Below are 26,240 nucleotides of genomic sequence, written 5' to 3'. Positions count from 1 at the left end.
TTATTCCTTCGCGGTGGATAATGTTTGTGCTGCCTTTACTGGGAAGCCCGTCGGCAGAGGGTTAACGGGGTGCGGATGCAGGTGTTTGAGGGCCAGCAAAACGCGGGTGTACTCGTGGTCGGCGGGCATGCTGACCGGTTGGCCTGGGTGCAGGAGGACTTCGAGGCGTTCGCCGGTTTTGCCGACGCGTAGAGAGGCGCAACTGGGGGGCCCGGCGTAGCGGTACGTGGTGAGTTTCATGGGTGCTCCTGGAATTGAGCTGAGGTCAGTCGCTGTCCGCTTTCGGGGACAAGGGTTTGCAGGTGCGTGGTGCGGGTGGTGAAGTCTTGGGCGTACTGCCAGACGCCGTTGTGGTGGCCGATAAAGTGTTCTGCGACGGGGCGGCAGGCCTGGTTGGCGTGCGGCGGGTACCAGCCGCTGAGGCAGGTGCGGATGCGGTCAAGGTGACCGACGACGCCGTCTTTGCCATTGAGTTGGCGAAACACCAATGTGAGGCGCAGCACCCAGTGACGTGCCTGGAAGCAGGCGTCGGTGCTTTCTGACTGGCCGAACGTGGATTTGCCGTAGGCGAGCAAGACGGCACCGCGGGGATGGTTGAGCCGGTATTGCAACGGATTTTCGGGGAACAGCTCGATCATCAATTCACTGCCAAGGTCGGCTTGTAACCGAGCGAGCATGGCGTCGAGCAGTTGTTCGGTTTGGGTTTTGGTCGGGGTCATTAATAGCGGTCCCACTGTTGGGCGCCGAATTGTTGAGGACGTGCACGCACGCGAATCTCGCCCGGCTCTGGCACGGCCTGGCCGGTGGGTGTGCCGAGGGTGATGACGCCGTCGCGGATGTTTTCCAGTAGTTGGAGGGTGTCTTTGCGGCTGTCCTTCACGGCGTCGGGCAAGGCGCCCTCGGGGCGGCGTTGGTAGAGCCAGTGGCGCGCCAGGTAGACCACGGCATCGCGCAGGACGGTGGGCACCGGGTCGAGTGGCAGTTGATAGCGGCCGCGCAGGTAACCGTCGACCAGTTCCTGGGCCTGACGCACGCCGTCATCGATGACGCCTTCGTTGGGCTGGGTGGCGGCCGGGTCGTCGTTGGAGAGCTGGATGAGGGTCATCAACGGGATGGCGTTGCCGAGGTCGGCACGGGTGCAGTAGCGCATGGCTCAACCCGCCTTCAGTTCAACGAGGGCTTCGGGGAACAGGCACATGGCCAAGGGGTTGGCCTGGGCTTCCAGGTCCCAGCCTTTGCCCATCTTGCGCGGCTCGGCTTTGCTGTAGAACGCCTGGCCCAGGGTGTTGACGGTTTCGTTGTAGTTGGCCGGGGCGTTGAACAGGCGGAACACGCCACGGGCGACGGGAAAAACCTGGGCGATGTCGGCCGGGATGAAGCGTTGGCCGCTGACGGTGACGTCGTATTCGATGTACTCGATGCCGCCGAAGGTGAAGCCTGAGCGCATGTCACCGCCGAGGCGGTCTTGGGCCGCCTGGTAGTGGGCGAAAGCTTCTTTGACTTTGGCGTGGTCGGTGAAGGCGTCGAACCAGTCTGGCCCACACAATGCGCGAAAGCCGGTGACCATGACGCCGCCGAGTTTGGATTCGGCGTGGCGCTTGGCGTCCAGACAGGCTTTGCGCACGTTGGTCTCGGGCTTGCTGAGGGGCACGGTGACCTTCTTCTGTTTGACGTCGAATTCATCAAACAGGTCGAACAGCACCGAGCCGTCGGCGTCCAGCAGTTGGCCGCGCAGTGCGCCGACGCGCTGGAATTCGCGGGTGGCTTCGATGCTGTTTTTCAGTTCCTGTAGGTGGTCGTTGACGACGGTGACGACGGGCGCGGTGGCGCTTTCCTGGCCGAAGGCGGCGATGCCTTGTAGCTGGCTGGGCAGGATCGAACTGCTAACGGGCAGGTGCAGGGTTTCGAAGGTGCGGCGTTTGCGTTTGCGACCTTCGAGCGGCGCGGGGTCGTCGTTGCGTGAGGTGTTGGGCACCAGCACCAGGCGGCCTTCGCGCTCGTCGATGATGACGCTGGTGCTGGTGACGCCTTTTTCGTCGAACAAGCCCATGGCGCCGACCTTGCCGGGGATGGCCGGGAGTTTGTTGATGGCGGCGGTGAGGTTGGCGACGCTGAACAGGTCTGGCAGGTTCATGGGTGGCTCCGGGTTAGAGGGTTGCGCGGGCGACGATGCCCAGGGCATTGAGTTCGTCGAGGGCGACGGCTTGCTGGGCGTCGGTGATGCCGGCGGGCCAGACCAGGTGCGCTATGGCGAGGACGGCGCCGCGGGCGATGATCACGCCGGGTTGATCGCCAGCCGTGGCGTCTACGCGTTCGGCCAGAACGGCAGCGGCTTTTTTGGCGGCACCGCTGCCAGTGGGATCAAGGCGTTGGTATTTGCCGGCGACTTTGGCGAGCACCTGACCGAGTGGGTAGTCGGTGCCGGCGAGCAGCGTGACGTTGCTTTTGGTCCAGCCGGGGCTGACTTGGAGCAGCAGCAAATCGCCCAGGTCTTTGGGTTGGTTGAAGGTGGCCATGGGGGATTCCTAGCGTTGGGCGCGGGCTGCGGCGTCGGCGAGTAGAGGGTTGGTGGGCGCGGCGTCGGTTAGGCCGGTGCGGGTCTTGGTGGCGACTTCGGTGAAGCTGACGGGGTTGGTCAGGTCGTTGAAGAGGGTTTTGAGGCCGACGCTTAACGGCTGGCGTTGGTCGCCTTCGCCGAATTCCAAAGGGGTGGTGCCGGACTGCGCGGCGTCGAGGGCGGCAATGACGACTGGGGCGTGCAACGGCTTCATGCCGGCGGCGACCAGTTGTTCGGCGTAGGCGACGCTGGCTGCGTGAGTGGTTTGTTGTGCGGCGAGACGGGCTGCGTTGTCGCGTTGGGCGAGTTCGGCTTTGAGGCGGTGGTTTTCTGCTTCTAGTGCAGCGGTGTTCGGTTCGCTTTCGCTGAACTCGATGACGCCGGGTTCGCCTTCGGCCAGTTCGATGGGGCGCAGGCCTTTGACCGCTGGCGGCTGTGCGCCGAGGAAGCCGACGTGGCGCAGGTAATAGACGCCGGGCACGGGGTTGTTGGCGGCGGTTGGGTGGTAGAAGGACGCGGAGATTTTCTTGTAGCTGCCCTTGGCGATTTGCTCGGCGAAGGAGGCGTCGATTTGTTGGGGTTCGGCGATGAGGCCGTGGGCGGTGGCGGACAGGGATTTAACCCAGCCGGCGGCTGGGGCATCGTGTTGCGGGTGGCCGATGACCAGGGGGGCTTCGTGGAGGGTTGGGTTGTAGGCGGCGACGGTGGCGGCCAGGTCGGCTTCGGTGAAGTGGAAGGTGGTGCCGCATTGGGCGGTGTGGGTGCCGGGTTTGAAGATGTGGAGTGGGTTCATGGGGCTGCGCTGTTGGGAGATGGTGTGCGCAGTTTTAGGTGTTTGGCGGATTGGGGCTTTTAATCAGATTTAGAGAAGACTGGATGGGGCCGTTTGTAGACGTGTCGAGTTGGTGTGCAACGTCACGAATGAAAGGTTAGACGGTCATCAGGGCAGTTAGATTCAGACGGTCAAAGTTGATCAGCTGTAGTGAGGTGAACCATTGACGCCCAATACGGCTAGGAGGCTTTATAAAACATTTACGCTTGGTTTTTTGTTTTATCGTGAGTCGAGGCACGGTGGGAAGCTAGTCGCACCTGACACGAGCTCCTGCAATCGACCCCAAGATGATCTCTTTGTGTGTCCGTATAGAGGCGTCATTCACCGTGTAATTTGACTGAGCAGCGTAAGGAAGGGGCATGGCACTGGTGCACTCAATGCCACCAAAGGTGGCGAGTGTTGTGCCTCAGGACCGCATTAGCCATTCTGTAAGGCGGGGCGCAGCGTCCCGTTTGGCCATTTATCACCAAGGCAACGGTTGCCGCCGTTACCATGGTTTAGAACGCCTCGATCTGTCAGCCAGAACTACGTCTGCTCGTCATCAAAAAGGTAACGTTTGAGATATTCCCCGTGCTCCTCAGAAACGACTGAATAACGGTTATCATCAATTAGCCAGCCGGAAACAGGCGGAAGCTTCGCCCACGGCGGCGGCTCAACCGGTTCACTCCCTAACGATTTGGTGAAATACACGCTCCGGCCATCCACGACTTTTACCGTAGCGATTTTATGCACTTTCGCATATTTCAGGGCGCCGGATTGAAAACCAGACGTCGTGAATACAGCGCACTTCTGAGCTCCCACTGAATGCATTTTGTCGTAAAGGGCTTGGAGCGTCTCCCGTTTCACTGGATTCTTGTAGTGTTTACACTCAACAAGGACCAAAAATTCCATCCCCAAGTAAGCGAATCGAGCTGATACGTCGATTTCGTAGTCACCGTCCACGCCAGGGATAACCTCTCGGTGATGCGACCGATAGTCGAGAAGTGAGTTCCCCATCGCATCGAGCATGGAGCGTACGTGTCGCTCAAATTCGATGGGGGTAAGCGTTAGTGGAGGGTATCTTTCGTCCATTGACATCCTCCCTAGCAGCCGCAGACTCGTAAATCCAGGGTTTCTTGATCGTAATCCAAGCGCGTAGCCCTCTTATTTAATAAGTCCCATGGAACAGTTCTTTACAACTTCGACCAGCTCCCTACCGAATTCTTTGTGGGAGCTGGAAAAGTCATTCAAAGTTAATGGATCATTATCCGAAAAAGGACGTGCGACAATTTGCCCATCTTTTAGTGTGGCCCGGAACATACTTTCGTCCACTTTTCCAGGGTTTGTGATCTTATAAACCTCGTATTCAAGCCCGAGAGCGTTGCATGCCAAACTTTCCCGGTGATGCTGTTCGCCAAAGGCGAGCATTGTGAAGTAATCTTCTACTGATTCGTATGAGTTCTCAATCCATTCAGTAGCACTAAGCTTTGATTTTGCACCGTTCCAAGCTAACTGGCCTAAATATATGATTGTCCGCCTCTCGCCCGAAAGTATTAGTTGGAAGCCAGGTTGGTATCTGAAATCGTTTTTTCCAAAAATTTTAGCTAGCCCAATCAGTATATTTACGGGATTGTAGAGGTGAATTGATATGGTCGGGCTGGATGAGTCAGCTTCTACCTCCTTTATCAATGCTTCAAAAAAGGATACCCATTTTTCGCTTCCCATAAGAATCAAAAGGACATCATTTTTAAATTTATTCCAGCTGGGTGGGTATTTAGGGGAAGAGGTGGCATCAAGATAATAGTTAGCACCTCCTTCTGTTTTTGTGAATTCATATATAAGCTGTTCATCAGGCAAAATATCAATATTTTTTTGGTAGCGTCCGTTTCGCACAACCACTGCAATTGACCAGCCCAACTCTTCCATCAGTTTGAGTTTTTCAGGATAACCGCTTTCCACAGTATCGTGACCGCTAATATTAGTCATCAACGCGCAAAGAAAATTTTCATCAAGATCATCCAAATCTTCATCCCACGCTAACGATTGCATTATCAGCTCGGACTCTTCAGCTTCTGGGTTTGAGATCGGCGAAGAGAAGCCAAAATATATGCCATAAGGGTAAATGACTTCGCTGCTATCCCCGCTATAGTCCGCTGTCAAGATTACAAAGTCTGACAATTGCGACTGCAGTGCAGCATTCACAACACCATCGATCCCTTTGTTTCTTTTCCCTATGCCTTTATACAATATAAGACTTTGCTGCCTACTGATAGAGAGTCCACTCTCTAAATGAACTGGAATAAATTTAGTGCAGCTAACGACCTCGCCGGTATTGGTCGCTGAAATAACGTATCCAGTCGTCGGAACTTCGCATGTTTTCTGGTATTCAGAAAAAGGGACTGCTAGCTCTTTCCAGTCGGTTGAAATTAATAGGCCTCGAATTTTTTCAGCAGGAACCCCTAAGGAGGAACGAAGCAACGCTACATATTTGGTTAGCTCATGTAAGGCGGTTCTCGCTGCTTGATCACTTCTTTTGATTTCTATAATTACGTAGTGACCGAGGCGGTCCTTTGCAAGGATATCTATGCTCCCGCCTGAGCCAAGGCTGTTGGGCAACCTATATTCTTTACGAATAAGAATTAGATCTGATTCGATTGTGTTTAGGTTGATCGTCAGAAAGTCCCTGATTCGTTCCTCAAGTCTGTTCACTATTTTTTCTCTATTGGGGGCTTGAGTAATTATAAAAAATATCGTTAGTAGAGTGTTTGTTTTGAATTTCGATGCCAAAAAAAGCGTTGGCATACTTGAAAATGTCCTCTTGCCCAAGCATCAGGAGTCGTTCGCTTGTGTTAGGAGCCGCCCATAACTGCCTTAATATCTCTAACTACCTTTCCTACATCTACTTCGGTTGAAGATGAGCCAACGCTTGCTTCAAAAACGGTTGTGGCCCTGTCTGCGGCCCGCTGACCTTTTCCAGAATCGCCAGTAGCTTGGGAGACCGACGCTGCCGTGGCGGCGTTGACAATCTCTTTTCGCTGCTCAATCGATGCATTCGCAGGCGTGGCTTGGGTGATCGCGTCCGCTGTTGCCTTCACTGCCGTTTGGTTGCCGTTGGTTGCAACTGATGTTGCCGCTGCGCCTGACGCTACAGCCGTCGCCGTAGTGGTGTTCGTCACGTTAGTATTGGGGTTCGTGCCGGTGCTGTTGGCTGCGCCGCTGCTTCCTGACTCTAATTGGACGAGAGGTTTTTCGTTAGGTCCAACGACACCTTTGGTCAAATTTAATTCTTGTGCGATGAGCACCGCCGCCATCTCGGCAGACTTGTTGATCATTCTTGTATATTCGGTCGATGAGATGGTCATATCATTTGCATAGGCCATGCATAAGCCTGACGCCATTGCCTCATATAACATCATCCCCTGCGTTTTTTGCGCGACGTTCACGACCGTTTTTGCGGCGCTCTCCGCAAAATTATTGCTCACCCCTGGCTGGGCACCTCCTGCTTTCACCGCAGCTGTAAGGCTATTACTCAGCGACGCGCCTACATTCTCTGCCACACCTGCCGGTGGTTCTCCACAGGTGCGATTGGTGGAGCCATTGAGGACAAATATCCGGCGGTCGGCTGTGGTCGTGACGGTGGTGAATTTAGCTTTGTGGTCTATGACTGTGACAATCGCAGGGTCGGTCATGCGGTCGGTGACGCAACCAGTGGTGGTAAGGACTGCTGCTACAAGCAATGGGACTCTCATGGGGCTTCTCCTTGATGGCTTTTTGACTCCATTTGGTGAGCGTAGAACAAATTTCAGAGCCTGCATTTGGGCCGCGACGTTTTAGGGGTCTCGTTAAGGTGCCGCTTGAATATGTCTAAGTGCTTGGTCGTTAGCCGATGGCACGTCAACAGTGGCCCGTCGAGTCCAAGGCTCCCTTCGCTAGCGCTTGCGATGAATGGTTCTCCTGTTTGCCGATTGCACGCGGGGTCGATACGCATTAGGATCTGGGCGAAAGAGGTAGCACTTTGCCACTTCATACAACATGGATGTGGGTTTAGATGTTTGATCAGTGGTTGTTGCAACGCTATATGCCCGGTAACAGAATCCTAAAACTTCTCAACGACGACGGCTTCTATTTCAGACGAGTCGACGGTTACCCGGATGATTTAACGGAAGGTGATCGTGAGTTTTTTGGCCGAAATGAAAGCTTAATACTTGAATCTATTAATAGCAGACTCTTCAATGACAATCATATGTCGCTCGACGAGGCAAAACGATTGTCAAAAGGCATCGTGCATAGAGACAAGCAGCATTCTTTCATTCAGAGTTGGTTCTGGCACGATAAAATGTCCCGATTTATGTGGAACGAATACGGGAAATTCAATGAGAGTTCCAACTGCGCTCTTATTGTTGTTAATCGCATAAAACTAGGATCCTACCTAGATAGAATATTGCCTGTCGGCTGTCGGTCTGGACCCGTTAAGTATGTCGAGGACAAGCTGCAACATCGAGAGGCATTTTTTACTAAAGGGCTTGCGTACGACATCGAACATGAATATCGAATATTGATAGATGTTGGTGAGCTGATATTTTACAATAAAAAAATTCTTCCGGATTTCAACTGGCCGCCAAGAGATATGGAACTATATTGCGAAGACGATGTAGCTGAGAATTTTCCCAATCGTGGAGTCGCTTGTGAAGACCACTTCAGGTATGTGGATGAATACGGATTTGTGCTGAAAGCGCCCCTAGTTGAACTATTGGAGGCCATTTTGATTCCCGTCAGTGCAAGCGTAGAGTTTTGTGCACAACTGAATGATTTGCTAGCGTCGAAGGGGTGCCCCATCCAGTGTCAAAGGGTTGAGGTGCCCTTGGAATAAAAATTGGATTTTAAACCGCCTAAGGTCATGCGCGTTGCTGAGACTTGCCGTCATTGATGTGCTCGCTCCGGCTAAGGACATAGCTAATTGAAAAAATTAAAATTTTAGTATAGGCACTTCAACTACCCTCCGTAAGCAATAGACTGGCTAGTTGCTCAAGGCGGTAGGATGCACTCAATATTAGGTGGCTTTATGTTGTTTCGAGATATTTACAAGTGGTGCAAGAAAGCTTTAGTGCAACTCATCAAGTATGCAGCTGAGAATATATTCTTTTTTGGTGTGGCGTTATTTGCTATTACTGCCTGCAGCGTCGTGTTTGGTGCCCTGTATCAGCATTTTTTTAGAGGTGTTGATATCCCGGTATTATCAATTGTTAATCAATCTACGGCTAGCTACTGGGGGCAACTAGGTGATTTTGCTGGAGGCTTTTTGAATCCCTTGTTGAGCTTTCTTGCTTTGATGGCAGTCTTGAAGACAATGGCTTTACAACGAGCGGAAATGAAGGCGGCACAGCAAGAAGCCAAGATTGCTACTCAGGAGCAGAGACAACAGACCGCAGTTTACTCGCGGCAAATGTTTGAATCCACGCTATTTGGTATGCTGGACACGCATGCCAAAATACTAGCTGACATCAAATACTCCAATACGCCTGGCAAAATCAGCGAAGGCCGAGATGCCATTGATCTAGTTGTAAGAGAGTTTAAAAGTTTTTACAAAGATAGTATATTTTACTCTCCGCCACCATCAACAGACAGCGACGTACGGCAAAACGTCTCAAGTTTTTGCAAAGGTAAAGTTAGTGTATTTGGTCATTATTTTCGCAACCTCTATTGGATTATGAAAATGATTGACAACAGCCAAAGTACAGAGTTTGATTTTGTCTCTATTGATGGGGCGCAAGCTTCTGATGATGTACTTTATGCTGATTATTGCCGAAAAAGAAATTACACAAATATAGTGCGGGCCCAGCTTAGCGAGTCTGAAATGGCTCTATTGCAAATAAACTGTCTAGGGCCTCACGGAGAAGACCTTAAGTATTACGTTGAGTATTACTCAATGCTAAAGCCATTAGGGAAAGAGTTCTTTGGCGCATGGAGTGGGCCAATGACAAGTTCATTCAATGATGTAGCTTTTGTGGGGCTGGAAAAAATAAGCAATGATGACTTAAAACACATCAAGAGCATCAAAAACATGGGAGTTGCGAGAAGTTTGTTTGATGACTAAATTCCGCATCGCAATGCTTTTCTATCCCTGATAAATAGAGCTCAACCGCTCATTAGATGCTTTTGATCCCAAAAGGCGGCCAAGTCTGTACCGTCGATTTGTAAACATTTGCCAAGCCAGTGATCGGCCTAGCTTGTCGCCCGAAATCTTTTTCGGCTTAGCTGGTGAACTCGACGGCCAGCTGTGCATCGGTGCCGGGAGGCTACCGCTAACCTATCCCACGTTGGCTAGGCTTTGCCTCGCCTTCTAAGAGCGAGCCTTGCTCGGCAGGGCCGACGTAACGAACGTTGTGGATTAGGATTTTCTGCCATTTGGCACTATAGTTGATGCCAGATGACAGAGTGCTGGAGGTACCCATGAGCGCCAAGAAAAAAGATGTTGCAGTCGTTGAGGCCGCGAAAGATGGCATCCGCAAAAGAAACGTCAAACCACGCGCATCTGGTGCGTTCGTAGCCGTTGTGAGTAGTGGCGAGCGCACGGTAAAGGTGATGATGCAAGATTCCAGTCACGCTCCGTCCATGGTCGCGGTGTTGCTTTCTGGAAAAGATGGCGATGATCGTATGGAGATATACCGGGCCGTTCGTAAAGGTTTCTCGCTGCAATCTGTGCTTGATATGGTCGAGAACAGTGAGGTGTATAAGCGGCGCGGTGTGCTGTCGAAAATCGTTGGCACGTCTGAGCGCACGCTGGCGCGGCGGTTAAAAACGCCCAATGAAGTCTTGACCCCAGAGCAAAGTACGCGGGCTCTCAATTATGCCGAGGTCTTGGAAAAGGCAACGGTGGTCCTGGGTTCGCGTGAGCTTGCCGAGCAATGGATGGCCAAACCTGCACGGGGCCTGGACGGTGAGACACCGATTGACCTGATTTCCAATTCAGTCGGGTATGAGTTGGTGACTGACTTTCTGACGCGCATTGAGTATGGGGTCTATTGATGGCTAAAGACCCTTTGAGCAGTGAGATCCATTTCTGGCGTCTTGATCCTGCTGAGTATGCCACCACTTGGAATTCGGGCGTGGGGGCTGAAAAAGTGGGTGGGCGCTGGAACCCTAAGGGCATGGCGACGGTTTATGCGGCTCTGGACGCTTCTACAGCCATTCTTGAAGTTGCAGTGCATAAGGATTTCGATGCGCTGGACTGCAAACCTCATTGCCTGACACAAGCCCGCGTACTTGACCGGTCCGGCATTCATGTCGTTCAGCCAGATAGCATTGCCAACCCCAACTGGTTAGTACCGGGTACGCCAAGCCGTAGTCAGCAAAAGTTTGGTGCAGATCTGTTGAGCAAGCACCCTTTCGTGCTGGTCCCTTCTAGTGTCTCGCCACATAGCTGGAATTTGTTGATGAACCCGCATCTGGCCGATGGGTTGTACGAGCTGGTGCTGCAAGAGCCTTTTGCGCTTGATGGGCGGCTTAATAGGCCCCTGCCCTGAAGCGGTTCTCGTCCCTCTAGCGCCGTTTCCGTCTAACCGCCGTGTCACGGGCACTGTCTGCCTTTGTGACGTTAGATGCCTGCAACCTGTTCAAGATGAGAGAGTGCTAGTTTCAGTAGGGCTTGTTCCGTTTCGGGTTGCAGGTTGCCTTCAGCATCCATGGGCAGATACGGTCGGCCCGGAATATCACCCCACAGTTGCGGGAAATCTGCCTGGTCCCCACCGAACTGCATCATCGCCGCATAGGGCTTGTTGCTACCCACCACCGCCGTGCTGTCTGTCGCTTGGGTGGAGATCGAGGCAGCCAGCCCCGCAGCGCTGACTTGCAACATCTTGCCGGGCCAGTGGCCGGTTTCGGCTCGGCGTCCTGTGGTGACGTCGGAAAGCTCAGGCCACTGGGGACGGCCTTCCTGTTCGAAGTTTTCTTCGGTCTGGCTGGCGAGCTCAGCGGCCAGACTGCGCATGAGTGGCGCTAGGTCACCGACAGTCCGCTCCACTCGGCTTAGGATTTGTTGCAGGTGTTGGTGCTCTAGTTCGATGGTGAACATGGGATGCCTTCCATTTTAGGTTTGCGGTGCTAGGTGGCTGAGTTTGGGGCTGCTGCGCAGCCCAGCGGGAGCAAGCTCCCTCGCCACGGGTGGGTGTGGTTAATTGCGTTTCAGGCCTTCTGCCAGGCGGTGCCGGGGGCGTGATTGAAGCCTGGGTCGGTGCGAAATGTGATGGTGTGGCCTTGGGCGTTGGTGATTCGGATGCCTCCCACGGTTGCTGTTCTGATTTCCTGGGTACGTTTGTCAGTGCCGGTTTCGACCGTTTCGGTAAAGGTTTTCCCTTGGCTGGATGTAACGGTAAGCCCACGGCGCTTGACGGCGGCTTCGCTCAGGGCGACGACGCGACAGCGGCAGTTGAAGCCGTTAGGCGGGAAGATGGTTGACCAGATGGGGTCGTCGTGACGGAAGACCTGGCCGTGCATGGCCCGATGGCTACTGCGGGTTTTTCCGTCTAGGACGGCGATGTACATCCAGTACGGGTGGGTCTCGGTGGCCTGCTCCATGCTGGCTTTGCGGCCAGCCATGTAGGCGCTTTGCAGGTTTGTCTGGTAGATGGTTTTTAGGCGACGTGGGCTACCGAGCTGGACGGTTTCGGCGCTGCCTTGGCTGTCGACGATGACTTGCTGGCCCCACCAGCCTTGGGCTTGTAGGACGGGTTTCAAGTGGGCGGTAAATTGCTGGAGGGTTTGGCCCTGTTGGAGGGCGGTTTCCAGGGCGGCGCGAATGTCGCTGAGCAGGTCCAGGCGCATGGCTTTGGCGACGGTGAACGCGTGGTCGTGGGCTTGGTCGAGGATGTCTTGCCAATGCCAGGTGATGGCGTAGCCCTTGGCCTTCAGGTAGGCGATGGCGTTGGCGGGCTCAAGGCCGAAGATGACCTTGAGGTCCGCGGGGTTGAGCTGCTTTGCGAGGCTAACCATGTCAGTCTTCCCGGTCTGCGCTGGTGCTTAGGCGGCCCCAGGTGTCGGCCATGAACATCAGGTTGGCGAGGTTTTCAGTCAGTTGGTTTAAGGGCTCGGCCGGCAGGCTATTGATGGCTTGGTCGAGGGCGGCTTGATCCGGCGCCCGGTGTTGGGTGGTTTCGGCGAATGCGGGTTTGTCGCCCCGGGTCGGTGCTTGTTGTAGGTCACCGTCCTGCAGGTTGTAGGTGCGCTGCCAATAGGCGTTGGTGAACCTTACGCCGGACTCGGTCAGGGCCTTGTCGCGCTGGGCCAGGGATTTGTCGATTTCTTCTTGTTGCCAGAGGGCATAGCGCGGCGCGGCGACGTCGGGGCCGAAGTTGAGGTCGATGACGTGACGAATGCAGGCGTTGAGCGCGCTGGCGACGATGGCGGCGTCGCCGTCGCGGATGTCTTGGGTGACTTCGGCGCCGGCCGTGGCGCTGGCGTGGTTGGTGTCTTTTTCGGTGGTCTGGTTTTGCCCGAGCATGGCGACGTTGATTTCGCTGCGGCAGTATTCCAGCAGTTGGCGGTAGACGTCGGCGCTACCGGCTTTGCCGGCCGCTTCGATGATTTGCACGCTGGCGTCGTCGGGGATGGCGGCGACGGCGTCTTGGACCATGGCTTCGAGGCTGTCGAGCAGAAGTTCAGTTTCGCCGTCGGTGGCGCCGCGTGGGTGTTGACCGATGACCCAGGGGCTGCCGTATTTTTCAGTGAACTGTACCCAGAACTTGAGCCCGCCTTTCATGAAGGTGGCCGGCCAGAAGCACATGCTCAGGTCCGGGAAACCATAGGGGTTGGCGTAGGTCGCGTCTTGGCGGGCGACGACAAAGCGTTGCGGGTCGCAGGGCTCGCCGTCTGGGCCGGCGTCTTTGGCGCGAAAGTGCAACGCGTTGTTTTTGTCGTAGAAGAACCATTCCGCCGGTTTACCGAGCAGGTCTTGTGGCACCCAATGCCTGCCCACGGGGCGCCATAGGAGTTCGATGGGCTGGTAGCCGAATAACGGTGCGTCGAGCAGTTCGCGGATGATGCGGTCCAGGTCGAGGTCGGTGAGCCAGTCGGTGATAAAGCGTTCCACTTTGTTGGCGGTGTCTTCAGGTTGCAGGCCTCGTTCCAGCGACAGCACGGCGGCTTTGCGGCGGCGGATGTTGCCTCCGACGAGGGCTGAGCTGCGCAGGTTGCGGTACACCGCAATGTCTTTGCCTTGGGCTTTGAGAATCGGGTCTGGGTTAGGTAAATGGCTGCCGAAGTCGCTGGCCTGGGCGCGGCCTCGGGTGGCGATGTGGCGGTTGAGGGAGCGGCTGCGTTGGGGCTCGGCAAAGTGGACGAATTCAGTGGGGCTGACCCATAGGCCTGTGTTGTTCATGCGTACCCCTGGGTGAGGCGCTGGCCCTGGCGCGGGCGGCGTGATTTGACGGTGACCGGGCCGCTGGCGACTTCCAGCGTGGCGAAGTTGGCGAGCGCACCGGCACCGGCGAAGTCGCCGTGGCGGTAGAGGTCGGGGTCTTTGAGGTCTTGTTTGCGGGCTTTGACGATCATGGGGATGCCGTCGACGGTTTCGATGGCGCGGATGTCTTGGTGCAGCGAGTCGTCTTTGGGCAGCGTGATTGTCGCGTCTTCAAACAGTTGCACGAATTTGGGCATCCAGGCGCCGTACCAGCTGCGGGTGATTTTCACTTGTTGGATGCGGTTGTGGCCGAATGCGTCGGCGGTGTCTTCGGCGAGGGTTTCGCCGCTGCCGGTGGCGTCCAGGGCCGCGCCAACGAAACGCGGCAGCTGGCGCAGGATGTAGAACAGGATCTGCTGCTGTTGCCGGGTGGGCACTTTGTGCATTTCGACTACGAACGGCACGTCGCGATGCCGTGCCTGGTCAACGGACATCGGGCAGATGATGGAGAAGTCACGGTGCCGGGCGTAGTCCATGCCGAGGAAGTGGCGCCGCTCGGCTGGGAGCGGCTGTAGCAATGGCGCCAGGTAGCGCTCGATCCAGTCGTTGACGTAGGCCTCGCGCCGGTAGACCGGCTGTTGGGCGAAGTCGTCGTCCAGGGCCAGGCGCAGGACGGTACGACCGGGGCGCATGGCGTCTTCGATCCAGACGCCGGGGATGCAAACGCCGTTGCCGTCGCGGGGGATGGCGTCGAGTTCTTCGCGCATTTGCGCTTTGCGCGGGCCGTAGGCGTTGCGGATTTGTTTGTACCAGGCCTCTTTATCTTGGGCCGTGGCGGGCTTGCCGGCCATGAAGCAGACCCGTTCAAACAGGCCGTTGGCGACGGCGTCGTCGAAGGTGGCGCGGAAGACCTGGGCACTGCTGCCGTAGCGCTGATCGCGGATGTCGCTGACCATTTGGTTGAAGGCGTTGGCTTTGCCGTTGTGGGTGCTGATGATGACGATGCGTCCGCCCCAGATCAGCAGTGCGGTGGCGGCGTCGAGCACGGCCGCGACGTCGCGGTGAAACGCGGCTTCATCGATGATGACTTTGCCTTGTAGGCCGCGCACGCCGGCCGGGTTGCTGGAGAGCGCGACGATTTTGAAGCCCGAGGCGTAGCGGATGCGGTAGGCGTTGATGTGGCGGGTGTTGCCGGCCTCATCTTGGTCCTGGAAGAGGAATTCTTCGATTTGGCTGACACCCGACGCTTGGGCTTCGGCGATGACGCGGCTGAATTTGGCGCAGTAGCCGATGAATTCCAGGCCCTTTTCTTTGGTGTCGCCGATGTAAAAACAGTCCATGCCGCCGGCGATTTTTTGCGAGGCAGCGGTGATGACGCTGTCCAGGGCTTCGGCGAAGGTGATGCCGGTACGGCGGCCTTTTTCACAGAGTTTGATATGGGTGCCGATGGCCAGCCATTGCGATTGGTGGGCCATCAGGATGCCTTCGCCCAGCGGGTCGTAGCCCTCGGGGATCTGACGGACGCTGGGCGGCAGTTCATCCCATTCGATGACGCGCAATGTGTTGGAGACGGGTTTCATGGTTTGACGCCGAGGAATTTCTGCCGCCAGAACTGGGCCTGGTCTTCGGTCATGCCTTGGGCTTTGACGGCGTCGTCGAGTTCGACGGCTTGCTCTTGGAGCAGGCGTTCGCGGGTGGCTTTTTCGATGGCCTGGCGTTCTTTGACGCTGAGGGTTCGGGCTTCCATGGTGGCTTTGGCGGCGCGGGCCAGCGCGGAGACTTCAGCGACGGTGACGTCGTCTTTTTCGTGGGCGCCCATGGCGGCCTGGTAGGTCAGGGTCGAGATGGCTTCGACCAGTAAGGCGCCGGTTTTGTCTGAGGCGTCTTCCCCGAAGGCGCCGACGAAGGCTTCGGCCATTTCGCGCTGTTGGCGGGCTTTGTCGATGAGTTCGTCGAAGCCCAGTTTGAAACGGCCCAGGGCGCTGCGGCTGGGAGCTTTTTCGTCGGGGAAGCGCTTTTGGATGTCGGCGAGCATGTCGTCGAGGGTTAAGCGATCTTCACGCAGAAGTTTTTGTATGTAGGCCTTGACCAGGGGTGGCAGGCGATTGATGGAGGATTTGCCAGCCATGGTCAGGCCCCCGGGCGTTTGATGCCGGGCACGCGGGCGCGGCCGGCGGCGATGTCTTGGCCGCGTTCGGTGAGGGTGGCGACCAGTACCGGGCCGATGTCGGCGAGGGTTACGGCGCCCTGTTCGGCGAGCCATTGCAGTTCGGTTTTGACCTGGTCGCGGCTGGCGGTGTGGCCAAAATTGTCGAGGGCGGTGTTGAGGACGGAGCTGTTGGCGCGGTAGCCGGGCATTTCAACCAGCAGCCGCAAGATGACCAGGCGCATGTCGTGGCGCAGGTAGTCGGCATAGGGGGTCATGTTTTTTCTCGCAGCAGGTAGTCGTTGATGCGGTCGAGGGACCGGGCCAAGGGGCTGAGGGCGTCTTTGACGCCGGTGAGTTCGGCGCGGATGGCTTTCATGTCGCCCAATAGGTCGGTGACCGCTGATGGGTCTGGCAGGTGCCGGACGTGTTCCTCGAGGGCGACGATGCGGGTGCGCAGTTCAAGCAGTTCTCGGGCGCTGGCGGTGTGGCGGTTGGTGATCCAGGTGTAGAGGGCCAGTACGGTGAGGACCAGCCATTGCACGGTCTGGAAGCCGAAGTTGAGTTCATTGAGGTTCATTCAACGCTCCGCGGGCTTAGCGCTGTGGTGGTCGGTCTGGCCCTTGTTTGATCAGGCGTGCGACGAACAGGAGGACGGCCAGTGCGCTGTTGAGGGTGGCGTAGGCCTTGGGGGTTAGCTGGGGCTGCCAGAGGGGCAATAGTTCCAGTTGGGCGAACCCTGCCAGGACGATGACCAAGCCGATCTGGAGGCTGTAGAGCTTGTAGCCGTGGCGCCAATCGCTGATGAGCCTCATACGGGCGCCCCCTTGAGTTGGCCGTGGAAAACACCGCGCTCGATGCCGGCCAGTGATAGGCCGTCGGCAATGATGGTGTCGCCGTACCAGCGACCGCCCGGCAAGGGGCCTGGGCCGTTTTCGTGGCGGATGATGACGGTGACCAGAGCGCGCATGATGTCGAAGTCGTAGACATCGACGCTGGCCGCATCGGGGTCGAGGCCCAGAGCGCGCGCGACGCTGATGATGTAGGCATCGGTGTTGTTTTCTGAGGGCGGCGCCCAGCGTTCGATGATTTCGCGGACGGTGTCGATGGGGCTGCCGTCGGCGGCGCGGCGTTTGTCTTGGTAGGTGATGAGGACGCGGGCGATGGCACGGATGCCCCAGCGTGGGTTGATGAATTGGACGTATTGGTTGTCGGTCTGGGTGGTGGCCATGCCTTGCCAGCGGACGCGATGAGTGTGGCGGATGTTGCCGGGGTTGTAGTTGCGGATGCCGCGGGGGTGTTTGGGTCGCATGGGGGGTTGCCTCCAGTCGTGGCGCCCCTGTGATTTGAGGCGCTAGAAATGCTCACGCCGCTATGGTGGGCGGCGTGGGCTGGAGGGGCTTTTAATCGGGTTTAGGGAGAGGGAGATCCGTGCCCAGGCATGTCGATTCCCTGCAAGCACAATGCTCTCTCCGATGTAGCTAGGCTCACCGCGATGATTCAATAGTTCTTCTTTGATTGGGTCATTTCGATCTCCAATAATGTAGTGGCCAATAAGTTAACCGGGATTGACCAGTGGCATGAAAGCCAGTTGCAGATCGACTTGGCATTCCCGTCGTAGGCTGGAGCATTGATAACGGCCCGCGAAATAATTCATTACTAATCACACCGACTGTATCTTATAAGCGGATATAAACTACCGGAATTTTCATCTCCAGTAACATTGGTAGTAACACTTACCGATCTTGCTTGCAAAGTATTATTATTCGGCATGTCGTACTTTACCACCGTGGTGATTATTAACCCTTCGGATGAACCTGAGGGGGCTGGAAGCGGCGCGGTGCCAGGTGCTGGTATTACCCCAGGGATAGCCTGAGAAGGGGTTACAGGAGCATGAGGCGCCGGAAATGGACCTCTGAAATAGAGTGAGGGGATTTTCGGCGGCGGCAACATCATATCTTTGCTTACCTCAGTCACCGTCACTTCGCCATCACTGTCCTCAACTTCGACTCTATCTACTCCACCAGCGGGGATTCTAGCCCCTTGAGTAGGTGAATAATAAACCTGCCAGTTATCACCAGACTGAATAAATTCGACACTAGGCGGAGCTGACATCCCGCTGCTAGCGGCGCCGCTAGCAGAAGAGTAACACCAACGGCCTTTAATGGTTTTCACATTAATTGCCGGAGCAGCATTCTCCTCTTTGGATATTAGGGCCGGCACCTCAACATGGCATTCATCTGTAACGTCTCCGTTATACAATGTGTTCATGCTGACTATGGTTTTTTTCTTAGTATCATCTCGAATAATTATGATATTTTGCTTCCCTGGATAGACAGTTGAAGCATCCTTAGCAACCTTGTTTTTTTCATCCTCACTGCTTATTCTGCTTCCATTATAAATCGTCGACCCAAGCAATTCGGTTTTACCTGTCCCTTTGGGTCTCCAAGAATAAATAAAATTAACTGATTCATTATCGCTTCCAGGCGAGACCAAACAACTGAGACCATCCCTTTGAAGCATACAGGTTCGCCATGCTTCCACTACCCCCTCACCTAGAGCCTTCTGCGCAGAGAATCTGTACTTTGCGGTTGCAGAAGAACTAGATGAGTCACCACAATTCGATTGCTTCCATTTATTGAAAGAGCTCTCGTCCTTACTTGCATTCGCACTAATGAATTTAAAACTTCCGCCTATCGACCCACTGGTGGATTTTTGAATCTCTGAGAATGACTTGTTACAAAAGGCATACTTCGCCGCCGACTCTGCCTCACTTTGATCCACTATGGACGAAGCAGTCATTAATTTTTCATCTAAAATTGCATCACAGCTATCCGCCAGGGTATAGCCTGCATCTATCGATAGCAAAATCACGACTAATTTAAGAGCTTTCATGGCACAGTTATCCTCTCACCTTTGATCAGCCATAAAATGACCGTTGAATTCAACGCCGGTTAATCATTTGATGAGCGTAGCCGCTTTGTAGCGTTTCACGATTGAGGCGAACTCAACTTACTGGACGTTATCCTTTTGCTTTTATTGGCTCGGTACCAAAGCGGTGTCTAGGTATGCCGGTCTATCCGCCGTGTTTTGTCGATTCTGGCGCAGAGGTTTCGACCGAGGGATCCGCGCTTTGTAGGCAGTCAGCTCGGTTGAGCTTGTATTCATCCAGGTGACTTTGAATCGAGCCAGGAATCGTCTCAGCGCCTCCTTGGCGAATGGCAGTCACGTGGGCCTGCCACCAGCTATTAGCAAAGATCGCCGCCGAGGTGCACTTGCCCAGCGGTTGAAACACGGAACGACCGAATTGCGCGTAGCCACCTTCAAGCAGTGATTTGAATAGTTGGCTGCGAGCATTCAGCTCACGGAGCTGGCCGGCTTTGAGTATCTGCATACCTTCGGCCATCGCGCTGTCCAGTTGCAGCAGGTATTGGGTTGCACTGCTCAGTGCCTGTGCGCTGGGGCCGTTGTATCGTGCTGTGGGCGGTTGTGTTTCAGATGCGGCGCCTGGTGAGGAGGCGCTCGGTTCGGGTTTGTTCGGCAGGAACCCGTACACCATGAGACTTGCGATAACACACCAGCCGATTATCAGGGTGATTTTCTCGGCGGCTGGCCGATCTTTCCAAGGGGTGCAGTGTTTTCTCTCGGTCATTGAAACCTCCTTTTAAAGTGTCTTTGGTCGTCCCTGACCGTTTAACGCTGGCGGTTATCTGCCAGTGCTTTATCTGTGTGACCTCATGGTTGTGAGTGCAAAGAATCCCAGAGCACCTGTCAGGCCTAAGGCCAACGGTTTTAGCGTTTCAAGCGGATAGTCCATGACAAAAAAGCTGAGACCGGTAATGCCGACGCAGCAGACACCTGCTTTCAACACTTGGAGATTGTGTCGCTTTTTGTGCGCCCAATCTTTTTCCTGCTCAGCGACTTCGTCGTGACGGTGCAGGTTGTAATGACAGTGCATGCACAACTGTGTGTAGCGCCATGTGCAGTGGCGGCACTGCGGGCATTCCCGAGCACGATCACCGCCTTCTGGCGGGGGTGCTTTGGCAGTCTTTATGTCAAAGGTTTGATGACCGAGGTTGATATGCCCCCGGTTGCCCTTGATCTTGATGGTGAGTTCGCGATTTTTTCCGTCCCTGGGGAGATTTTCGATTTCCTCAGATAGCCTGGCTGACAGATTGCTTACCAGGGCCTCGTCGTCTCTTCGCATAGAATTCCTTTGCTATTTAGCGATTTACTACCAACTTCAATATTCGCTCAACGCGTGGTTGATCAAATCCTTGATCGTCACCCAGCGCGTTGTAGATCTCGGTGGCCGTTTCGGCCAACTTTTTGGCCGGCCAGCGCCGCCCGGCTTGTTTGGCGGCCGCTTCTAGCATTTCGATAATTCGGCCAAGTTTTTCGCTGTCGATGGGCGCCCATGCGGCAGCGGACGGCGTGGCGGTGTTTTTTTGCCCGGTGACGATGAAGCTCAGGTCGGCACCGGCTTCGGCAATGGCGGCCAGGTAGTTAGCGTCGGGCACGCGTTCGCCTGCTTCGTAGAGCATTTGCGTTTTTTTTGTCACGCCGGCCAGTGCCGCGAAGTCGGTCTGGTTGAGGCCAAGTCGTGTCCGCTCTGCGCGCAGTCGCTCACAAAAAGAAACCATTCGGTTACCAGAAAGCCTTTGAATGGGAACCGATTGGTTCCATCATGAATTCACACCGTTCGACCATGAACGGCAACTTAATCGGCACCTCAGCGGTGCCCGCAGCCCCCGGAGTGAACCCATGGCGCTACGTACAGCAGATCAGGCCCGAGCGGAGCTCAAGGCCAAAGGTGTTTCGATTACCCAATGGGCAATCGCCAATCGTTTTTCACCCAATCTCGTTTTTGAGGTGTTGGGTGGGCGCAAGAAATGTGTACGGGGTCAGGCCCACGAGATTGCGATCAAACTGGGTCTTAAGGCCGGAGAAATTTGTACTGATCCGGCGACGGCCCTTGAGCTCAACCGTTTTGTGGCGTGAGGCTCGTGATGAAAAATCATATCGGCTATTCGGAATCTACCGTTTTAAAACCTACGTCGTGTGGGTGCGCAGGGCAAAAAAAGAGTTTTCCTACAAAAAACCCACCAATTCACACCTTTTTCGTTGTTTCCACTTTTTGCCTGAACCCATTGCCACTCAATGCCACCGGTATTGAGGGTGTCAATTTACCTGAAATGTCTGAGCCGGAGGCGAGGTTATGAATCGTTCGGTGTCGGCTGCTGCACGCGTTTTGCGTGCGCTGAAGGCGTTGAAGGGGCACACGGTGACGGGTTTGAGTAATACGGAGTTGGCGCAGCTGACGCAGGACAGTCCCTGCAATATCACCCGGGCCATGCAAACCCTGATTGAGGAAGGTCTGGCGGTGAAGCTGGATAACGGCCGCTTTGCTCACTCGGTGGGTGTGTTGCAGATCGCACAGGCGCATGCCGAGCACATGGCCCGTTTGACGGAGCGTATGCAGGAAATCAATCAGCGTATTGCCGCTGGGTCGATCGTTTAAGGAGGTTGTATGGCACGGAGCAAGAGCATACCCGTGGAGGCGCTGTCGCTGCCTGTTTTGGATGGGGTGATGTTGACGGCTGATCAGAACGCGATGGCTGCGCTTCACGCCTCGCACAGTGAAGAGCGTGACACGGTGAGTCAGTTGCTGGGGCAGGCACAAATGGCCGGTGTGTTTGAGGCGTTTTCCCGCACGGTGCGGACTTCGAAGTTGGCATTTGTGAAGGAGAAGAAGCTGTATCGAGGGCTGGCCGGGCGCAAAAGTCCGCACGGTGCGCAGGTGTTGAGCGGTACGTGGGAGGAGTTTTGCGGGCTGCTGGGGCGTTCGGTTGATCAGGTGGATCGGGATATCGCGAACCTGCGGGCCTTCGGTGAGGAGGCGCTGGATTCGATGTCGCGTATGGGGATCGGGTATCGCGAGCTGCGCCAGTATCGGCGTTTGCCGCAGGACCAGCAGGCGGCGCTAATTGAGGTGGCGAAAGCCGGTGACAAGGAGGCGTTTGTTGATCTTGCAGAGGAGATGATTGCCAAGCACACCCAGGAGAAGGATCTGTTAGGCCGGCGCCTTGATGAGATGAAGGCCGATTACAACGCGCAGAGCGAGGTGATGGCGAAGAAGACCGGCGAGTTGGATAAGGCTCGGCGGGAGTTGGAGGTATCCCGTAAGCGAATCCAGGCGATGTCTGCGGATGAGGTGGCGAAGGCTTTGCGCGGGGAAGTGGCGGCGATCGCTTATGAGGCAGAGGCCAGTGTGTTAGGGCCGTTGCGCGAGGGGTTTGCGAAGCTGGAGGCGTTGGCTGTCGGTGGTGAGGATCACCGTGTCTTTAAAGCCGGTTTGATTCGGCAATTGGAGATCACGCTGGGGGCGGTTCGCAGTGAGTTCAACTTGCCAGATCAGGCGGATGGCGTGGCCTGGATGACGCCTGCGGAGGCCTGATTGATGAATCCGGTACACATTGAGCAGTTGATGCAGGTCGCACAGCGCGCTGATGCGGCTGTGCATGGTGAGCGTACGGCTATTTACGAAGCTGGGGCGCTAGCGTTGGGGGTTTCGATTTCTACTCTGCAACGCCAGTTGAAGGCGGTGCGTTTGGCGAAGCCGCGAAAGCGGCGCAGTGATGCGGGTTGCAGCGCGTTGCCACTCGAGGAAGCACGGTTGATTTCGGCAGTTTTGCTGGAGTCGATCCGGGCCAACAATAAGCAATTGTCGACGATTGTGCGGGCCGTTGAGCGCTTGCGCAGTAATAACTTGGTGATGGCTGGCCGGGTGGATGAGGAAACGGGGGAGTTTCGACCGTTGAGCCGCAGTGCGATCAGCCGGGCGTTGCGCGCTTATAAGTTGCACCCCGAGCAATTGCTGCAAGACGCCCCGGCGGTGTCGTTGGCGAGTCAGCACCCCAATCATGTCTGGCAGATTGATGCGTCGATCTCGACGCAGTTTTATCTGGCCGATGACGGCGCTCGGGTGATGAATAAGGCCGAGTTCTATGACGGTAAGCCCGCGAATCTGAAGAAGATCGAACGCCAGCGTCTGTGGCGGTATGTGATCACGGACCATACGAGCGGCACGCTGTATGTCGAGTATGTGCTGGGGGCGGAATCAGCGGAGAACCTGTGTGCGGTACTGATTAACGCAATGCAGAAACGCAGTGATTCAGACCCATTTCATGGGGTGCCCTGGGTGCTGATGACGGACCCTGGGGCGGCGATGACCAGTGGTATTTTTCGCAATCTTTGCCGTGTGTTGTCGATCGATTTGGTTATCAATCGGGTCGGTAATGCACGGGCCAAGGGTCAGGTTGAACAGGCACACAACATTGTTGAGCGTGAGTTTGAAAGTGCTTTGAAGTTTCAAGCGGCTAGCAGTCTGGAGCAGATCAATACTTGGGCCGGCCAGTGGATGCGGTACTTCAATGCAACGTCGATTCATACCCGCACGCGGCGCACTCGGTACGGTGTTTGGCAGTTGATTAAGCAGGAGCAGTTGCGGCTGGCGCCCAGCGTTGAGGTGTGTCGTGAGTTGGCGGTGAGCACGCCGGAAAACCGCAAGGTGAGCAATTTGCTGCGGGTTTCGTTCCGGGGCTCGCAGTTTGATGTGAGTTCGGTGCCGGGGGTGATGGTGGGCGAACAGCTGCTGATCACTCGCAATTGTTGGCGGGATAAGGACTCGGCAATTGCGGTACTGGTGGGCGATGACGGGCGTGAGCGGTATCACGTGATTGAGCGCATTGGGGTGAATGCGTTTGGCTTTAGCGAGACTGCGGCGACTATCGGCGAAGCGTACAAGCGTCATGCCGAAACGCCGGCTCAGGTGTCGCGCAAGGTGTTGGAGCAAATTGCGACCGGCACGAGTAATCAGGCCGATGCACAGGCCGTGCGTAAGACGAAGGCCGTGCCGTTTGGTGGGCTGATTGATCCGCATAAACATGTGAATGACACGGTGCTGCCGGCTTATCTGCCACGGCGCGGTACGAGTCTGAACGTCAATGTTCCCTCTGTTGAGATTGCCCCGCTGAGTCATGTTGAGGCGGCGAAGCTTCTGCGTCCGCGGTTGGGCAATCTTTGGTCGGCTGAGACGTTTGGGTGGTTGCTGAGGCGTTTTCCAGAAGGTGTTCCTCAAGAGCAGATTGAGGCGGTTGAGGCTGAGTTGAAACGGCCTGTTGAAGTCATGCGCCACACCGTTGGAGGTGAGTGATGTTGAAGCTGAAAAGGATTTTGCAGGAGATGGGGCGACCTCAGGCGGCGTTGGCTCAGTCGCTGAGTTTGAGCAGCGCTACGGTTGCGCAGTTGCTGAACCACGGCCTTTGGCCGCGCAGTCTGGATGGTGAGGTTTTGCGGGGGCGCATTCGGGGATTCTTGACGGAGTCCGGTGCCAATGACGCCGCTATTGCTAATGCTTTTGATGAAGTGGACCCGCCGTGCGCCAACACGGCAGGTCCGGCCCTTGTGAAAGAGCCGTCCGGGGAGGACGAATTGATGTTACTGCCTAAACAAACGCTACAGCCAGCTACTCGTAAGGCGTTTGGTCTGTTTCGAGATCCGTTTGATGAGCTGCAGTGTGCTCAGGATATGTGGGTGAGCCCGGATATTCGTTATGTGCGCGAGGCGATGTATCAAACGGCGCGGCATGGTGGGTTTCTGGCGGTTGAGGGGGAATCGGGGGCCGGCAAAAGTACGCTCCGCCGAGACCTGGTGAACCGCATTGCCGAGAACAATGATCCGGTGATGGTCATTGAGCCGTATGTGTTGGCGTCCGAGGATAACGACGTTAAGGGCAAGTCGCTGAAGAGCACGCACATTGCCGAGTCGATGATGGCGGCTGTCGCGCCCCTGTCTAAGCCCAAGAGCAGTCCCGAGGCGCGCTTCGCTCAGTTGCATAAGGCGTTGAAGGAGTCGCATGCCGCCGGGTATCGCCATTGTCTGGTGATTGAGGAAGCGCACAGTTTGCCGGTGCCGACGCTGAAACACCTTAAGCGCATTTTGGAGTTGGAGGTCGGGTTCACTAAGTTGGTGAGTGTCATCATGATCGGTCAGCCCGAGCTTGGGGTGAAGCTAAGCGAGCGTAATGCGGATGTGCGTGAGGTGGTGCAGCGTTGTGAACGGGTCACGTTGACGCCGGTTGAGCATTCGCGTCTGGAGGAGTTTTTGACGTTTCGATTTGATCGAGTGGGCAAGGTGCTTGGGGACGTCATCGATCAGGGTGCCATTGAGGCGATTGCGGCACGGCTGTCTCAGCCGACTCGCCATGGTGGGCGGGATGGGACCGTTTCTCTGCTTTATCCGTTGGCGATTGGCAATCTGATGATCGCGGCGATGAATTTGGCTGTTCAACTGGGTGTGCCGAAGGTGACTGCCGATGTCGTTAAGGGGGTTTGAGATGGATTCTCTGAATTTGGCAGCGATAGCGACACCGGTACAACCGTTGAGCATATTGACTGAGGCGTTTCCGGCGCAGTTATCCGCGTTCAATGAGTTAACGCGTGACATTCGTGATGCTGGGGTTTCGATCATGCTTCTGGTGCTTTTGGACAATAAGATTTTTATTGAACTGAGCAGCCTTGAGCGGTTTATGTGCCGCTTTGGTTCTCAGCTGCGAGGGATTCGCTATTCGCCTGCGGGGCCATTGACCTGCAACACCGTGACCGTTCGAGGTGTTGATGTGGCTTGGTTTACGCCAGTGAAGGAGCAGGATCAATGAGCCTGGCCCTTGATGCTGCGGTGAAGGCTGTATGAATGACTTCCGAAGCAAGGGGCCGGAACTGCTGGTTGATCTGACTGAACACATTGCGGGCGCGCTACGTGAGTTGGTGTCGATGGATGATGAGGCTGCCCGCCATGTGGCCAAGGAGGTCACCGATCGCATGGCGGCGCATTGGGGTGGGCAGAACGTCTATTTCCCAATGGGGCTGGCGGGCAAGCTGAGCCGGCGGGATCGGCAGATCTACGAGGAATTCAACGGCACCAATCAAAGCGACCTGGCACGCAAGTGGGGGGTATCGCTTCAGTGGATCTATAAGATTGTTAAGGCGGTTCGAAAAGACGAGATAGCGCGTCGCCAGGCCGATATGTTCGCCCCGCCAGTCGATGACTGAGCGGGGTGTTTTTTGTTGCGCTGGCTGCAACGGTATTGCATAGGCTGTCCCAATTTGTGCCAGCCTATCCCGGAATAGACCGGATTTATCTCGCTTATGCGGTAGGATTTATCTCAACCCTGAACACCAAGCGCTCGTTTACCAGAACAGCCTCCCGTCCCTGCCCTCCCTGGGACGGGCCCGATATCACCGGCTAGAGCTGATTCGTTCAGTTGACGAGG

Annotated in this window: 33 protein-coding genes; 11 read left to right on the top strand and 22 right to left on the bottom strand. The window is 55.7% G+C overall.

What is annotated here, in order from left to right:
- The 9 genes from BLO97_RS28485 to BLO97_RS28445 form a co-directional block, all read right to left on the bottom strand.
- Positions 1–240 (bottom strand): hypothetical protein, encoded by a 240-nt coding sequence (locus tag BLO97_RS28485; protein ID WP_092349419.1) that lies wholly within the window; start codon positions 238–240, stop codon positions 1–3.
- Positions 237–719 carry a Gp37 family protein gene (locus tag BLO97_RS28480; protein WP_092349416.1) on the bottom strand — a complete coding sequence of 161 codons (483 nt, stop codon included), beginning with the start codon at positions 717–719 and terminating at the stop codon, positions 237–239. Before BLO97_RS28480 ends, BLO97_RS28485 begins: the two co-directional genes overlap by 4 nt.
- Complete coding sequence (locus BLO97_RS28475) at positions 719–1,150, bottom strand: gp436 family protein (protein WP_092349413.1); 432 nt, start codon at positions 1,148–1,150, stop codon at positions 719–721. Before BLO97_RS28475 ends, BLO97_RS28480 begins: the two co-directional genes overlap by 1 nt.
- 3 nt (positions 1,151–1,153) lie before the next feature.
- On the bottom strand, positions 1,154–2,134 hold the full coding sequence (locus BLO97_RS28470) for a major capsid protein (protein ID WP_092200966.1): 981 nt from the start codon (positions 2,132–2,134) through the stop codon (positions 1,154–1,156).
- A gap of 13 nt (positions 2,135–2,147) precedes the next feature.
- A complete protein-coding gene (locus BLO97_RS28465) occupies positions 2,148–2,516 on the bottom strand; it encodes a head decoration protein (protein WP_092349410.1) in 369 nt (122 codons plus the stop codon).
- Between the two features lie 9 nt (positions 2,517–2,525).
- The gene (locus tag BLO97_RS28460) at positions 2,526–3,350 is read right to left on the bottom strand and encodes a phage protease (RefSeq protein WP_092349407.1); all 825 of its coding nucleotides are present in this window, start codon (positions 3,348–3,350) and stop codon (positions 2,526–2,528) included.
- Between the two features lie 564 nt (positions 3,351–3,914).
- Positions 3,915–4,460 (bottom strand): restriction endonuclease, encoded by a 546-nt coding sequence (locus tag BLO97_RS28455; RefSeq protein ID WP_175489871.1) that lies wholly within the window; start codon positions 4,458–4,460, stop codon positions 3,915–3,917.
- Between the two features lie 72 nt (positions 4,461–4,532).
- Complete coding sequence (locus tag BLO97_RS28450) at positions 4,533–6,077, bottom strand: endonuclease NucS domain-containing protein (protein WP_092349472.1); 1,545 nt, start codon at positions 6,075–6,077, stop codon at positions 4,533–4,535.
- A gap of 140 nt (positions 6,078–6,217) precedes the next feature.
- Entirely contained in the window at positions 6,218–7,117 is a 900-nt protein-coding gene (locus BLO97_RS28445; protein ID WP_092349401.1) for a hypothetical protein, read from the bottom strand.
- A 299-nt stretch (positions 7,118–7,416) separates the two neighbouring features.
- On the opposite strand from BLO97_RS28445, the gene BLO97_RS28440 reads away from it, so the two are divergent.
- From BLO97_RS28440 to BLO97_RS28425, 4 genes are all read left to right on the top strand, one after another.
- Positions 7,417–8,238, top strand: a complete 822-nt coding sequence (locus BLO97_RS28440; RefSeq protein WP_092349398.1) for a hypothetical protein — start codon at positions 7,417–7,419, stop codon at positions 8,236–8,238.
- 234 nt (positions 8,239–8,472) lie between these two features.
- Positions 8,473–9,462 carry a putative phage abortive infection protein gene (locus tag BLO97_RS28435; protein ID WP_175489870.1) on the top strand — a complete coding sequence of 330 codons (990 nt, stop codon included), beginning with the start codon at positions 8,473–8,475 and terminating at the stop codon, positions 9,460–9,462.
- A gap of 356 nt (positions 9,463–9,818) precedes the next feature.
- A complete protein-coding gene (locus BLO97_RS28430; protein ID WP_092349392.1) occupies positions 9,819–10,394 on the top strand; it encodes a type II RES/Xre toxin-antitoxin system antitoxin in 576 nt (191 codons plus the stop codon).
- Positions 10,394–10,891 carry an RES family NAD+ phosphorylase gene (locus BLO97_RS28425; protein ID WP_092349389.1) on the top strand — a complete coding sequence of 166 codons (498 nt, stop codon included), beginning with the start codon at positions 10,394–10,396 and terminating at the stop codon, positions 10,889–10,891. Before BLO97_RS28430 ends, BLO97_RS28425 begins: the two co-directional genes overlap by 1 nt.
- A gap of 71 nt (positions 10,892–10,962) precedes the next feature.
- Here the strand turns inward: BLO97_RS28425 and BLO97_RS28420 are convergent, their stop codons facing one another.
- The 13 genes from BLO97_RS28420 to BLO97_RS28365 form a co-directional block, all read right to left on the bottom strand.
- The gene (locus BLO97_RS28420) at positions 10,963–11,439 is read right to left on the bottom strand and encodes a phage virion morphogenesis protein (protein WP_092349386.1); all 477 of its coding nucleotides are present in this window, start codon (positions 11,437–11,439) and stop codon (positions 10,963–10,965) included.
- A 110-nt stretch (positions 11,440–11,549) separates the two neighbouring features.
- A complete protein-coding gene (locus BLO97_RS28415; protein ID WP_092349383.1) occupies positions 11,550–12,356 on the bottom strand; it encodes a phage head morphogenesis protein in 807 nt (268 codons plus the stop codon).
- Between the two features lies 1 nt (position 12,357).
- Positions 12,358–13,740: a DUF935 domain-containing protein gene (locus BLO97_RS28410; protein WP_092349380.1), complete on the bottom strand. Its 1,383-nt coding sequence runs from the start codon at positions 13,738–13,740 to the stop codon at positions 12,358–12,360.
- Positions 13,737–15,341: a terminase large subunit domain-containing protein gene (locus BLO97_RS28405; RefSeq protein WP_092349377.1), complete on the bottom strand. Its 1,605-nt coding sequence runs from the start codon at positions 15,339–15,341 to the stop codon at positions 13,737–13,739. The genes BLO97_RS28410 and BLO97_RS28405 overlap by 4 nt, the downstream gene beginning before the upstream one ends.
- Positions 15,338–15,889 carry a phage protein Gp27 family protein gene (locus BLO97_RS28400; RefSeq protein WP_092349374.1) on the bottom strand — a complete coding sequence of 184 codons (552 nt, stop codon included), beginning with the start codon at positions 15,887–15,889 and terminating at the stop codon, positions 15,338–15,340. The genes BLO97_RS28405 and BLO97_RS28400 overlap by 4 nt, the downstream gene beginning before the upstream one ends.
- A 2-nt stretch (positions 15,890–15,891) precedes the next feature.
- Positions 15,892–16,185, bottom strand: coding sequence for a VpaChn25_0724 family phage protein (locus BLO97_RS28395; RefSeq protein WP_025214338.1), 294 nt, complete (start codon positions 16,183–16,185; stop codon positions 15,892–15,894).
- Positions 16,182–16,487 (bottom strand): DUF2730 domain-containing protein, encoded by a 306-nt coding sequence (locus BLO97_RS28390; RefSeq protein WP_092349371.1) that lies wholly within the window; start codon positions 16,485–16,487, stop codon positions 16,182–16,184. Before BLO97_RS28390 ends, BLO97_RS28395 begins: the two co-directional genes overlap by 4 nt.
- Before the next feature lie 16 nt (positions 16,488–16,503).
- Positions 16,504–16,722, bottom strand: a complete 219-nt coding sequence (locus BLO97_RS28385; RefSeq protein ID WP_092349368.1) for a DUF7940 domain-containing protein — start codon at positions 16,720–16,722, stop codon at positions 16,504–16,506.
- Entirely contained in the window at positions 16,719–17,219 is a 501-nt protein-coding gene (locus BLO97_RS28380) for a structural protein (protein ID WP_092349365.1), read from the bottom strand. The genes BLO97_RS28385 and BLO97_RS28380 overlap by 4 nt, the downstream gene beginning before the upstream one ends.
- Before the next feature lie 347 nt (positions 17,220–17,566).
- Positions 17,567–18,802, bottom strand: a complete 1,236-nt coding sequence (locus tag BLO97_RS31445; protein ID WP_139197740.1) for a hypothetical protein — start codon at positions 18,800–18,802, stop codon at positions 17,567–17,569.
- A gap of 181 nt (positions 18,803–18,983) precedes the next feature.
- The gene (locus tag BLO97_RS28375) at positions 18,984–19,559 is read right to left on the bottom strand and encodes a protein kinase family protein (RefSeq protein ID WP_092349362.1); all 576 of its coding nucleotides are present in this window, start codon (positions 19,557–19,559) and stop codon (positions 18,984–18,986) included.
- Positions 19,560–19,628: 69 nt separating this feature from the next.
- Positions 19,629–20,114, bottom strand: coding sequence for a hypothetical protein (locus BLO97_RS28370; protein WP_092349359.1), 486 nt, complete (start codon positions 20,112–20,114; stop codon positions 19,629–19,631).
- 16 nt (positions 20,115–20,130) lie between these two features.
- A complete protein-coding gene (locus tag BLO97_RS28365) occupies positions 20,131–20,550 on the bottom strand; it encodes a helix-turn-helix domain-containing protein (protein WP_092349356.1) in 420 nt (139 codons plus the stop codon).
- A 121-nt stretch (positions 20,551–20,671) separates the two neighbouring features.
- Between BLO97_RS28365 and BLO97_RS28360 the strand changes: the two genes are divergently transcribed.
- The 7 genes from BLO97_RS28360 to BLO97_RS28330 all read left to right on the top strand — a co-directional run bounded on the left by BLO97_RS28360 (position 20,672) and on the right by BLO97_RS28330 (position 26,019).
- Positions 20,672–20,908, top strand: coding sequence for a DNA-binding protein (locus BLO97_RS28360; RefSeq protein WP_025214346.1), 237 nt, complete (start codon positions 20,672–20,674; stop codon positions 20,906–20,908).
- A 217-nt stretch (positions 20,909–21,125) separates the two neighbouring features.
- Positions 21,126–21,428, top strand: coding sequence for a helix-turn-helix domain-containing protein (locus tag BLO97_RS28355; protein ID WP_092201036.1), 303 nt, complete (start codon positions 21,126–21,128; stop codon positions 21,426–21,428).
- 9 nt (positions 21,429–21,437) lie between these two features.
- Positions 21,438–22,364: a hypothetical protein gene (locus tag BLO97_RS28350; RefSeq protein ID WP_092349353.1), complete on the top strand. Its 927-nt coding sequence runs from the start codon at positions 21,438–21,440 to the stop codon at positions 22,362–22,364.
- A 3-nt stretch (positions 22,365–22,367) separates the two neighbouring features.
- A complete protein-coding gene (locus BLO97_RS28345) occupies positions 22,368–24,122 on the top strand; it encodes a DDE-type integrase/transposase/recombinase (RefSeq protein WP_092349350.1) in 1,755 nt (584 codons plus the stop codon).
- A complete protein-coding gene (locus BLO97_RS28340) occupies positions 24,122–25,303 on the top strand; it encodes an ExeA family protein (protein ID WP_092349347.1) in 1,182 nt (393 codons plus the stop codon). Before BLO97_RS28345 ends, BLO97_RS28340 begins: the two co-directional genes overlap by 1 nt.
- A gap of 1 nt (position 25,304) precedes the next feature.
- A complete protein-coding gene (locus tag BLO97_RS28335) occupies positions 25,305–25,625 on the top strand; it encodes a hypothetical protein (RefSeq protein WP_092349469.1) in 321 nt (106 codons plus the stop codon).
- 31 nt (positions 25,626–25,656) lie between these two features.
- Complete coding sequence (locus tag BLO97_RS28330) at positions 25,657–26,019, top strand: Mor transcription activator family protein (RefSeq protein WP_092349344.1); 363 nt, start codon at positions 25,657–25,659, stop codon at positions 26,017–26,019.
- Positions 26,020–26,240: the final 221 nt, after the last annotated feature.

Origin of the sequence: Pseudomonas sp. NFACC05-1 (assembly GCF_900100135.1) — a bacterium.
Taxonomy (GTDB): Bacteria; Pseudomonadota; Gammaproteobacteria; order Pseudomonadales; family Pseudomonadaceae; genus Aquipseudomonas; species Aquipseudomonas fluorescens_Q.
Note: the sequence above shows the minus strand (reverse complement) of the source record. Positions and strands in the feature narration are given on the sequence as shown.